At 63.2% G+C, this 11640-nt stretch carries 9 protein-coding genes and 1 pseudogene; 5 read left to right on the top strand and 5 right to left on the bottom strand.

The window, feature by feature from the left end; all coding sequences use genetic code 11:
* The first annotated feature begins 88 nt into the window (after positions 1-88).
* The 3 genes from KBY58_RS01920 (at position 89) to KBY58_RS01930 (ending at position 4202) form a co-directional block, all read left to right on the top strand.
* Positions 89-499 carry an Hsp20/alpha crystallin family protein gene (locus tag KBY58_RS01920; RefSeq protein ID WP_255002590.1) on the top strand — a complete coding sequence of 137 codons (411 nt, stop codon included), beginning with the start codon at positions 89-91 and terminating at the stop codon, positions 497-499.
* Positions 500-628: 129 nt separating this feature from the next.
* A complete protein-coding gene (locus KBY58_RS01925; protein WP_255002591.1) occupies positions 629-2374 on the top strand; it encodes a diflavin flavoprotein in 1746 nt (581 codons plus the stop codon).
* A 4-nt stretch (positions 2375-2378) separates the two neighbouring features.
* Complete coding sequence (locus KBY58_RS01930; RefSeq protein WP_255002592.1) at positions 2379-4202, top strand: diflavin flavoprotein; 1824 nt, start codon at positions 2379-2381, stop codon at positions 4200-4202.
* A gap of 12 nt (positions 4203-4214) precedes the next feature.
* Here the strand turns inward: KBY58_RS01930 and KBY58_RS01935 are convergent, their stop codons facing one another.
* From KBY58_RS01935 to KBY58_RS01950, 4 genes are all read right to left on the bottom strand, one after another.
* Complete coding sequence (locus KBY58_RS01935; RefSeq protein WP_255002604.1) at positions 4215-4400, bottom strand: hypothetical protein; 186 nt, start codon at positions 4398-4400, stop codon at positions 4215-4217.
* Positions 4401-4557: 157 nt separating this feature from the next.
* The gene (gcvP, locus tag KBY58_RS01940; protein WP_255002594.1) at positions 4558-7500 is read right to left on the bottom strand and encodes an aminomethyl-transferring glycine dehydrogenase; all 2943 of its coding nucleotides are present in this window, start codon (positions 7498-7500) and stop codon (positions 4558-4560) included.
* Positions 7500-7889 carry a glycine cleavage system protein GcvH gene (gcvH, locus tag KBY58_RS01945; RefSeq protein ID WP_254934619.1) on the bottom strand — a complete coding sequence of 130 codons (390 nt, stop codon included), beginning with the start codon at positions 7887-7889 and terminating at the stop codon, positions 7500-7502. Before gcvH ends, gcvP begins: the two co-directional genes overlap by 1 nt.
* Positions 7890-7909: 20 nt before the next feature.
* Complete coding sequence (locus KBY58_RS01950) at positions 7910-9169, bottom strand: aminotransferase class I/II-fold pyridoxal phosphate-dependent enzyme (protein WP_255002595.1); 1260 nt, start codon at positions 9167-9169, stop codon at positions 7910-7912.
* Positions 9170-9370: 201 nt separating this feature from the next.
* Here KBY58_RS01950 and KBY58_RS01955 point away from each other — a divergent pair, with 201 nt between their 5' ends.
* Positions 9371-10234, top strand: coding sequence for an acyl-CoA desaturase (locus KBY58_RS01955; protein WP_255002603.1), 864 nt, complete (start codon positions 9371-9373; stop codon positions 10232-10234).
* On the opposite strand, the gene KBY58_RS01960 is transcribed toward KBY58_RS01955, so the two are convergent.
* Positions 10231-11013, bottom strand: coding sequence for a hypothetical protein (locus tag KBY58_RS01960; protein WP_254934210.1), 783 nt, complete (start codon positions 11011-11013; stop codon positions 10231-10233). The two genes, KBY58_RS01955 and KBY58_RS01960, sit on opposite strands and share 4 nt — an antisense overlap.
* Positions 11014-11200: 187 nt before the next feature.
* Between KBY58_RS01960 and KBY58_RS01965 the strand changes: the two are divergent.
* Positions 11201-11640 (top strand): annotated as a pseudogene (locus tag KBY58_RS01965) (acyl-CoA desaturase); the annotation flags it as partial.

Genomic DNA, 11640 nt, shown 5'->3' on the forward strand with positions numbered 1-11640 from the left:
GGGTCGGTTCTCGCCCTACTTAGAGCAGCACGATTGCAGCACATTGGCGTTGCGGGTGACTCCCGCATCCCCAATCGGAGCCTTCACCATGCTTACCCTTCGCGAAAAAAATCTATTCGATACGGGCCTTCTAGATAAAGGCTTGTTTAAGCAACTTGAACAACAACTGCACACCGCTGAGCGGGTGCCCGCCGCTGAAGTGATCGAGAGCGATGCCTGCTACACGATCTACCTGGAGCTTCCGGGCGTCGACAAAACCAGCATCGACGTCAAAGCCACCGACCGCTCCCTGGTGATCAGCGCCGAACGGAAGCAACCTCAAAACGGCACTGCGCCATTAATTAGTGAGTTCCGTTACGGCACCTGGAGCCGCAGCTTCCGCTTCCCCAATGGCATTGAACGCGAAGCCCTAGAGGCCTCCTACCAAGGCGGCCTGCTCACCGTGGTGGCCCCCAAGGCCCAAACCCTCACCACGGTTCAGGTGAAAGTGGAGAGCTGACGGCCCAACCCAAGCGCAACTACACCACTGAGACCCGAGAGTTTCGGCCCGGCCCCACAAGCCGGGCTTTTTTGTGCCCAAATTGGCCCAGGGGCCTGACTACAGTTGGGTTCTTTGTTGTGGGTGTCCATGGTTGTCGCCAGCCCCAGCCCCAGCACCACGCGCCTCAGCGTTCAGGCGGAGGCCATCGGGCCCGATACCACCACCCTGCGCTCGCTCGACTGGGATCGCAGCCGCTTTGACATTGAATTTGGCCTGCGCAACGGCACCACCTACAACGCTTTTCTGGTGCGGGGTGCAAAGACAGCCCTGATCGACAGCAGCCATCTGAAGTTTGAGCAACTGTGGCTGCCGTTACTGGAGGGGCAGATCGATCCCCAAAAGATTGATTTTCTGATTGTTTCCCACACGGAGCCCGACCACTCCGGCCTGATTGGCCACCTGCTCGAGCGCAACCCGGCGATCGAAATCGTCGGCTCCAAGGTGGCCATTGCCTACCTGGACGACCAGGTACATCGCCCCTTCCAGTCCAGGGCCGTCAAGAGTGGCGAGGAACTGGATCTGGGCGTTAATCCGGATAGCGGTATCCAGCACCGCTTTGAATTTCTCAGTGCCCCCAACCTGCACTGGCCCGACACGATCTTTTCCTTCGACCACGGCACCGGCATCCTCTACACCTGCGATGCCTTTGGCCTGCACTACTGCAGCGAGGCCATCTTCGACACCGATCCCGGTGCGATCGCCCCAGACTTTCGCTTCTACTACGACTGCCTGATGGGTCCCAACGCCCGCAGTGTGTTGCAGGCCCTCAAACGCATAGATGGCCTGCCCCCCATCACCACCATCGCCGTGGGCCATGGGCCCCTTTTGCGCCACCACCTCGAGCTCTGGGTCAACGACTACCGCGACTGGAGCAGCTCCCGCAGCAGCTCCGAAACCTATGCGGCCATTTGCTACCTGAGCCAATACGGCTTCTGCGATCGGCTTAGCCAGGCGATTGCCCGGGGGGTCGGCAAGGCCGGCGCGGATGTGCAATTGGTGGACCTGCGGGCCACCGATCCCCAGGAGCTAAGTGCCCTGATCGGCGAAGCCCAGGCCGTGGTGGTGCCCACCTGGCCAGCAGAGCCCGAGGCTGAGCTCCAGGCCTCAATCGGCACCCTGCTCGCATCGCTTAAGGCGAAGCAATGGGTGGCCTCCTACGACGCCTTTGGCGGCAATGATGAACCCATAGACAGCTTGGCCAGCCAACTGCGCAGCCTGGGCCAAAAGGAAGCCTTCGACCCCCTACGCATTCGCCAGGTGCCCGACGGCAACGATTACCAGCGCTGCGAAGAAGCCGGCACCGACCTGGGCCAACTGCTCACCAAGGCAAAAACAATTGCGGCCATGAAGGCCCTCGACGGCGATCTCGACAGGGCCCTAGGTCGCCTCAGCGGGGGGCTTTACGTGGTGACGGCCCAGCAGGAAGGGCGCTCTTCGGCCATGGTTGCCAGTTGGGTGAGCCAGGCCAGCTTTGATCCCCCTGGCATCACCGTGGCCGTAGCCAAGGATCGGGCCATCGAAGCCCTGATGCAGGTGGACGACCGCTTCGTGCTCAACATCCTTCGCAACGACAACCACCAAGACCTGCTACGCCATTTCCTCAAGCGCTTCCCCCCTGGCGCCGACCGCTTTGCCGGGGTGAGCACCCTCGAGGGCGCCGCCCAAGGGGGTCCCGTGCTGGGAGATGCCCTGGCCTTTTTGGGTTGCAGGGTTGTCCAACGGATGGAGGGCCCAGACCACTGGATCATTTATGCCGCCGTGGAGGAGGGCAACGTCTCTGATACCGAGGCAGCCACTGCCGTGCACCACCGCAAGGTGGGCAACCACTACTGAGCCCATGCAAGCGATCAGCAAAGAACGGCGGGTGATTGTGCTGCCGATTGAGGCGGGGCTGCTCTGCCTTAGGGGACTAAGCCCCAACCGCCTGCGCTTTGAGGTGGAGTACGGCCTTGAGCGGGGCACCAGCGCCAACAGCTTCCTATTCAGTGCCGGCAGCACCAGCGCCGGACAGCCGGTACCACCGGTATTGCTCTTTCCACCTGGAGAATCCTTCGCCGCACCCTTCCTAGAGCAGCTCAAAAAGCTGGTGCCCCAAGGGGCAGCCCTGAAGGTGGTGGTGGGCCATGTGAACCCCAACCGGGTGTCGATGCTGCGGCAGCTGGCCGCCCACTGGCCCGAACTGATGCTGGTGGCCTCCAACACGGGCGCCAAGCTGATTGGCGAACTGTGGGACCAGCTCAAACCCGCACCAGCAGGCGGCGATCAAGCGGAAATGGCAATTCCACTCCTACCCAAGATCGACATTGTCAAGCAGGAGGTGAGCCGGACCCTGGCCGATGGCCATCGGCTCACCCTGCTGCCCACCCCCACGCCCCGCTGGCCGGGAGGTCTGATTGCCTTTGAAGAAGCCACCGGCCTATTGATGAGCGGCAAGTTCTTCGCCGCCCATCTATGCACCGAGGCCTTTGCTGAATCCACCGCCAGCAGCACGGAAGAAGATCGCCGCTACTTCTTCGATTGCCTGATGGCTCCAATGGCCCGCCAGGTGGAGACCGTGGTGGAGCGCCTCGAGACCCTGGACATCCGCACCATCGCACCAGGCCATGGCCCCGCCATTGCCAGCAGTTGGCGCAGCCTGCTCAACGACTACCGCCGCTGGGGCGAAGCCCAGGAACGCTCGAACCTGGCGGTGGCCCTGTTGTTCGCCAGCGCCTACGGCAATACGGCCGCCATTGCCGATGCCCTGGCCCAGGGGGTTTCACGCACCGGGGTGCGGGTGGAGAGCATCAATTGCGAGTTCAGCCCGCCGGAGCAGCTCCTTGCTGCAATCCGCAATTGCGACGCCATCCTGATCGGCTCCCCCACCCTGGGAGGCCATGCCCCCACGCCGATCGTCTCGGCCCTAGGCACCGTGCTGGCTGAAGGCGATCGCCAAAAGCCCGTGGGCGTCTTTGGCAGCTTTGGCTGGAGTGGCGAAGCCCTGGATCTTCTAGAAAACAAGCTGCGCGATGGCGGCTTCCGCTTTGGCTTTGAGCCGATCAAGGTGAAGTTCAGTCCGGATGCGGCCAGGATCAAGAGCATCGAGGAAACCGGCACTGCCCTGGGCCGCAGCCTGCTGGCAAACCAGCGCAAAAAGGAGCGCCGCAGCGCCGCTGGTGGCCTGAGCGAAAGCCGCAGCAATCCAGCCATCCAAGCCCTGGGCCGAATAGTCGGCTCCCTGTGCGTGCTCACGACCTGCAAGGGAACAGCAGACTCCAAACTCAGCGGTGCGATGGTGGCGAGCTGGGTAAGCCAGGCCAGCTTTTCGCCCCCGGGGCTAACCGTGGCCGTCGCCAAGGACCGGGCCGTGGAAATGCTTTTGCACATTGGCGATTGCTTCACCCTCAACGTGCTGGCCGCGGGCAAAGAGAGCGGACCGATGAAGCAATTTCTGCAGCCCTTCAGCCCTGGCGCCGATCGCTTCGCCGGCCTTGAAATGGCCACCACCCCGGCGGGCCAGCCGATCCTGCCGGAGGGATTGGCCTGGCTGGAGTGCACCGTGAAGCAACGGATGGAATGCGGCGACCACTGGCTGCTCTACGCCCAGGTAGGAGCTGGCGGGGTCCTGGATCCAGGCGGCACCACGGCAGTGCACCAACGCCGCAGCGGCGCCAACTACTAATACCCCCCGGGCCTAGGCCGCCTGGGGTGGGGGGGTGGGATCGATGCCCAGGTGAAAGGGAAGCACCAGGGTGGCCCAGTGGTCCGGGCGTTTGGGCTTGGCGCGGCGGGCCTGACGCACACCAAATGGAACCCGCACCACGTTGGTGCCCTCAACCCTCACGGTGGTTGGGCCTGAACCGTTGTTGTTGCCGTTCATAATCCCCAAGAATGAATGGCTTATGCCAGCAACTGGACCATGGGGGATAAACCCCTAGCGCAATTACAGCAAATAGTGTTGGAAAAGCAAGAACACAAACACTAAAAAATGCTGTGTTTTAGCCCGCCAATTAAGTTCATTTTGCACTATCAAAGGCCTAACTGGCCGTAGCAACTGGTACAGCTTGGGCCAGTTCCTCAACTGAGGGGCAGGTGCACACCAGGTTGCGGTCTCCGAAGGCATTGTCGATCCTGGCCACCGCAGGCCAAAACTTATGGGAGCGCTGGGAATCGCCGGCGGGGAAAGCCGCCTGGCTGCGGCTGTAGGGCCGGTCCCAATGGTCTGCCGTAACGGCCGCCAAGGTGTGGGGCGAACGCTTAAGGGGGTTGTCATGGGGGTCGGCCTCACCGGCCTCAATCGCAGCCACCTCGGCCCTAATCGCCACCATCGCTTGGCAAAAGCGATTTATTTCCGCCAGGGATTCACTTTCTGTCGGCTCCACCATCACCGTTCCCGCCACGGGCCAACTAACCGTGGGGGCATGGAAGCCGTAATCCATCAGCCGCTTAGCCAGGTCATCCACCTCAAGGCCTGCACTTCGCTTGAGGGGACGCAAATCCAAAATGCACTCGTGGGCCACCCGTCCACCGGCGCCGCGGAAGAGCACCGGGAAATGGGGATCGAGCCGCTGGGCCATCACATTGGCCGCCAATAGGGCCACCTGACTGGCCCGCCGCAGCCCGGAGCCCCCCATCATGCGGATATACATCCAGCTGATCGGCAGGATGCTGGCGCTGCCAAGGGGGGCGGCGCAAACCGCGCCTACAGCGGCGCCAGCACCGGTTCCGGACCCTGGCAAAAAGGGCACCAGGTGTTTAGCCACGGCAATGGGTCCCACCCCGGGCCCACCGCCGCCGTGGGGAATGCAGAAGGTCTTGTGCAAGTTGAGATGGCAAACATCAGCGCCATAGAGGCCTGGCTTGCATAGCCCCACCTGGGCGTTGAGGTTGGCGCCATCGAGATAGACCTGGCCGCCATGGGCATGGACGCAGCCACAGATCTGACGAATGCTGGCTTCAAATACCCCGTGGGTGGAGGGATAGGTAACCATCAGGGCCGCCAGATTCGGCCCATGGGCAGCGGCCTTGGTCTCCAGATCCGCCAAATCAATATTTCCCTGGTCATCACAGCCCACTGCCACCACCTGCATGCCGGCCATCACGGCACTGGCCGGGTTGGTGCCATGGGCACTGGTGGGGATCAGGCAGATGCGGCGATGGGCCTGGCCGCGGCTGTGGTGCCAGGCCCGAATAGCCAATAGGCCGGCATATTCCCCCTGGGATCCGGCATTGGGCTGGAGCGAAACCCCATCAAAGCCAGTAATTGCCGCCAACCAATCCTCTAAATCGGCGGCCAGGCGTGCATAACCCTCGGCCTGTTCAGGGGGGGCAAAGGGGTGCAGCTGGGCAAAAGCTGGCCAGCTGACCGGTGCCAGCTCCGCCGCCCCATTCAGCTTCATGGTGCAACTGCCCAGCGGGATCATCCCGTGCACCAGGGAGAGATCCTGGCTCACCAGGCGCTGGATGTAGCGCAGTAGTTCGGTTTCGCTGCGGTACTGGTGGAAGGCCGCCTGCTGCAGCCAGGGTTTCTGACGCAGGGGCAAACCCTGCAGGGCCTGGTCGGCCAGATCTGCTGAGTTGAACAGATCTACTGGGCCAATTTCAGCGGGACTGTCGCCGCCAAGGGCCGTCAACAGACAGCCCAACTCCTTCGGGCTAGAGAGCTCATCGAGGCTGATGCCCACCCAGGTTTTCGGAGCCTGGGGAGCTCCCGCTTGATGCTCGCCAAAGTGGCGCAGGTTGAAACCGGCGGCGCGGGCCCGGGCCACCAGAAGTTCGGCCTCGGGCGCTGAAAAGCACAGGGTGTCAAAACCTGGGCCGGGCTTCACCTGCAAACCCAACTGGGCCAGACCCTCGGCCAGGGCGCAGCGCAGGGCCAGGATTCGCCGGGCAATGGCGGTGAGCCCCTCGGGGCCGTGGTGCACTGAATAGAAGCTGGCCATTACGGCCAACAGCACCTGGGCGGTGCAGATGTTGCTAGTGGCCTTGTCGCGGCGGATGTGCTGCTCGCGGGTTTGCAAGGCCAAACGCAGGGCCGGACGGCCCTCCGCATCGAGGGATTGGCCCACCAAGCGGCCAGGGATTTGGCGTTTGAAGGCTTCTGTGGTGGCCAAAAAGGCGGCATGGGGGCCGCCAAAACCCATCGGCACGCCAAAACGCTGGGCACTGCCCACGGCAATATCGGCTCCCAACTCAGCCACCGGGGCCAGCAACACCTGGGCCAGCGGATCAATGGCCACACAACTAATTACCCCTGCGGCCCTGGCGGCGGCCAAAAGCGAACTGGGATCAAACAGGCCGCCATCGCTGCAGGGGAGCTGGAGCAGCAACCCGAAGACCTCCTCTGAAAATGGCTCCGGAGCTTGAGCAGTAGGCGCAGTTGCCAGGGTGCGTCCATCCACCAGGACAATTTCAATGCCGAGGGGTTCGGCCCTGGTCTGCAGCACCGCCAGGGTTTGGGGGAAGATCGCCTGATCCACCACAAAGCGGTGGGCGCCGGGGCGCTTGCAAACGGCCTTGGCCAGGGCCATCGCCTCAGCTGCCGCCGTGGCCTCATCCAGCAGTGAGGCATTGGCGATCGGCAGGCCGGTCAGTTCGCTGATCAGGGTCTGGAAATTGAGGAGGGCCTCGAGGCGCCCCTGGGCAATTTCAGCCTGGTAGGGGGTGTAGGCGGTGTACCAGGCAGGATTTTCAAAGACATGGCGCTGAATCACCGCCGGGGTGGCCGTGCCGTAGTAGCCCTGGCCAATCAGGCTGCGCAGCACCTGGTTCTGCCCCGCAATCGCCGCCAACTCGCCTAGGGCCTCGGCTTCCGAGCAGGGTTCAGGCAAACCCTGGGCGGCCTCAGCGGCACTTAGCAGGATGTCTGCAGGAACTATCTGACAGGACAAATCCTCCAGGCTGGTGGCGCCGATTTCAGCCAGCATTTGGCTCTGGTCGCTGGCACTGGGGCCGATGTGGCGCCCCTCAAAGTTCTCCATCAACTGCCCTGAACCTTGGCGGCATAGCTGGTCGCATCCATCAGTCCAGCAATGGCGGCTGGATCCTGGGGCTCAACCACCAACAGCCAGCCTTCTCCATAGGGATCGTTCTGCAGTTCTTCAGGGCTGGCCAGCACCGCCTCATTGCGGGCCTGCACCACGCCACCGATTGGAGCCAACAGATCCTCCACGGCCTTGACCGATTCGACGCTGCCAAAGCTCTGGCCGGCCGCGATCGTGGCCCCCACCTCGGGCAGCTCCACAAAGACAATGTCGCCCAACTGATCGACTGCAAAGGCGCTCAGGCCCAGGCGGGCCAAGCCCCCCTCCTGCCTCACATATTCATGGCTGTCGGCGTAGCGACAGGCGCTGGGGAACTCCATCGGTATCGACAGTCAATTGCTGCCGTTCAGTTTGCCTGAAACACACCGCTATCCGCTAACGCCACCAGGGCCCGCTCCAGGGCCAATTGGGCGTGGGCCCGATGGGTGCCGCCTTGGGCGTAGAGCACGTAGGGCTCCCGCAGGGGGGCATCGGCGGAGAATTCACTGGTGCTGCCATCAATGAAGGTGCCCCCCGCCATCACCAACTCGCTTTCATAGCCAGGCATCGGAGCTGGCACCGGATCGAGGTAGGCCCCCACGGGCGAAGCGGCCTGGAAGGCCCGACAGATGGTTTGCAGCGGTTCGGCTGAGCCCAGGCGCACGGCCTGAATCACGTCGGCGCGCATGGCCCCTGGCATGGGATTGACCGGATAGCCCAGGCCAGAGAACACCTCCGCCACCAACTCGGCACTGATCAGGGCCTCCGCCACCATTTGGGGCGCCAGGAAAAGGCCCTGGAAAAGCAGGCGATACAGATCAAAGCCCGTCCCCCCCTCGCTGCCAATGCCGGGGGCGGTGAGGCGGCAGCAGGCCATCTCCACCAGATCGGCTCGGCCAGCCACGTAGCCACCGGTCGGGACAATGGTGCCCCCCAGGTTTTTAATCAGGGAACCGGCGATCAGGTCTGCCCCAACGGCGGTGGGCTCCTGCGACTCCACCAACTCGCCGTAGCAGTTGTCTACAAAGCAGATGCAAGCCGGCTGGATCTCCTTTACCTGCCCGCAGAGCAAGCCGATCTGATCGACCCCCAGGGAGGGCCGCCAGCTGTAGCCGCAGCTGCGCTGGATCAGCACCATTCGGGTAGGCACCGATAGGGCATCGGCCAATCCCCCTTGATCCACGCTGCCATCGGCCAGCAGGGCCAACTCGTCGTAGTGGATGCCGAATTCCGCCAAGGAGCCCTGGCCGCTGCCGCGTAGTCCAATCACCTCCTCCAGGGTGTCGTAGGGGCGGCCCGTAATGGCCAGCAGCCGATCGCCTGGGCGCAGCACCCCATAGAGGGCAGCGGAGATGGCATGGGTGCCACTTACAAACTGGAGCCGCACCGCAGCAGCCTCAGCCTGGAGCACCCGGGCAAACACCCGATCCAGCACTTCCCGGCCCTGGTCGCCGTGGCCATAGCCACTCACCGAAGCGAAATGGTGGCTGCCCAAGCGCTCCGCAGCAAAGGCCGCCAGCACCCGCTCCAGGCGCTGCCCCACCTGGGCCGTGAACTCGGCAGCTCGCCCAGCGCTGCGCCCCAAGGCTGCCGCCACCTGCTCCTTGGCCCAGGCCGAAGCTGCCATCCGATTGCGGTAGTGGTGTGCCCATGCTGCCGCCCAATGGGGGTAAACCAGCGGGCACTAGATTTTTATGGCTACCTGGGGGCTCCCTAAGGCAGCTCTACCAGGAGAAAGAATTTGGTTGTGGGCACAAACGGCTCTGCAGCAGACCTGCAAGCCCAATTGCTAACGCTTGATCGGCCCAGCAGGGATCTCGAATCCCGCATGCGCGAGGCAGTGGAAACCACCAGGGAACCCCTGCCGCGTTCCCAAAGGAAATTCAAATCCGGCACCACCGGCTTCATGCTGGCGATGCATGTGGGGGCAGTGTTCGCCCTGCTGCCGCAATTCTGGAGCTGGCAAGCTGTTGTGGCGCTGGTTGTCCTGTATTGGGTCACCGTGCTCGGGGTAACCATGGGCCTCCATCGCCTGGTTACCCACCGGGCCTTCGTGGTTTCCCAACCAGTGGAGCGGATCCTGGTGCTGATGGGAGCCCTCGCCTGCCAGAGCGGACCGATCGAATGGGTGGGCTTGCACAGGCACCACCACAAGTTTTCTGACCAACCCAACGACCATCACGACGCCGCCCGGGGCCTGTGGTGGGCCCACAGCTCCTGGATGTTGCACCCAATTCCAGCGCTTAGCCACGTAGATCGACTCACCGGAGACCTCCAGCGGGACCCTTTCTATCGCTGGCTGGATCGCTGGTTTCTGCTGCTCCAGTTGCCCCTTGGGGCAGCCCTCTATTGGTATGGCGAAATTGCCGGGGTCCATGGCGGGGGCCTGGGCCTGGTGCTCTGGGCGATTCCTTTGAGGCTGGTGATCGTTTATCACGTGACCTGGCTGGTGAATTCGGCCACCCATGCCTTCGGCTATCGCAATTTCGATTCCCCCGACCTCTCCCGCAACTGCTGGTGGGTGGCGATCTTGACCTTTGGTGAGGGCTGGCATAACAACCACCACACCTTCCCCCACTCGGCCCGCCACGGCCTGCGCTGGTTCGAATTCGATATCACCTGGCAACACATCAAGCTGCTGCGCTTCCTGGGGTTGGCCAAGAAGGTGCGCGAAGCCAGCTATCGGGCCTAAAAACGGGCCATCTGCTGGCGGATCGCCGCCCCGAGATCGCCAGAACCAGGCGCTCCAGGGCCCTGCTGCCAATCGCTCGCCTTGTGGCGCAGCAGATCAAGAAACTGATCGGCCTCCAGCTCCCCCTCGCCTGCGGCCCCCAGGGCCGCCAAGGTGCGGCGCAGGTCGGGCAATTCGCAGTCCAGTTCGGCGGCAGAGTAGTCCGATTGGCCGGCCATTACGGCGGCGAAGCGATCCCTTCTCTGCCTCTTCTCCACTGGATAGGCAGCCAGTAACTGCTCTCGACACTGGCGCCAGGGACGGCCGGCGGTAAACAACAGGGCCAAGGCCGCACTCAAGGGGGCAGCCTCAGACTCGGCAATGCGCAGGTCGAAAGCAGCAGGGGGCTGGCTCAAGCCCACAAATATCTCCATCAACTGGCCCGGTCCCAGCACCGGCTCCCCCTCCCCCTGCACCGGCAGGGCCGAGATCTCCAAGGCCGCCACTAGCTCGGGATGGTCCGAAAGTCGCTGGCGCAGGTCCGCACCGACCTGGCCGCCCTGCACCTGCTGGGCCAGCAGCTGATTGATGCGCCCCAGGGCCAAAAACAGTTCGGGGCCGGGGGAAGCCAGCTTGCCGTTGCGCAGCATCGAGAGCTGGGAATTGTGCACCCGGCCCAGGTCGAGGGCCTCCGCCAGGGCGGGCAAAACCCTATGGCTCCAACCGTTGCGCTCGTGCCACACCCTGATCAGATGGGCGAAAGCCACCCGACCTGATGCGATTTCTTCCCGGTAACCCACTCGATACGGATCCGTATTGCTACTATTTTACAGTTCGATCAGGAGTCGGTCCGCCATGGCCGCCACAACCAGCACACGCAGTCCAGCTTCGATTAATTCGGGAGATCGGGGCACCCAAAGGGCCCTTTCCCTGCACAGGGGCCACCGTCCGAGTCCCAAGAGCACCCGCTGGGGCACGATCGGCTTTATGGCCGCGATCCATATTTTGGCGCTGGTGGCATTGATGCCCCAGTTCTGGAGTTGGCAGTCGGTCACCACCTTCCTGGTGCTCTATTGGCTCACGGCCTGCCTTGGCGTCACCGTGGGCTACCACCGACTGCTGAGCCACCGGGCCTTCCGAGTGCCCCATTGGTTGGAGCGGTTCTTCGCCACCTGCGGTGCCCTGAGCTGCCAGCACGGCCCTATCGACTGGGTGGGGCTGCATCGCCACCACCACAAGTTTTCCGATACGGATATGGATCACCACAGCAGCCTCAAGGGGCTCTGGTGGTCACACATGGGCTGGATGTTTGAGGACATCCCCGCCATGGCTGCCGTTCCCCGCCTAACCGGCGACCTGGCCCAGGACCCCTACTACCACTGGCTCAACAACAACTTCCTGGTGCTGCAAGTCCCCCTGGCGGCCCT

The organism is Cyanobium sp. HWJ4-Hawea, assembly GCF_024345815.1.
GTDB lineage: Bacteria > Cyanobacteriota > Cyanobacteriia > PCC-6307 > Cyanobiaceae > Cyanobium_A.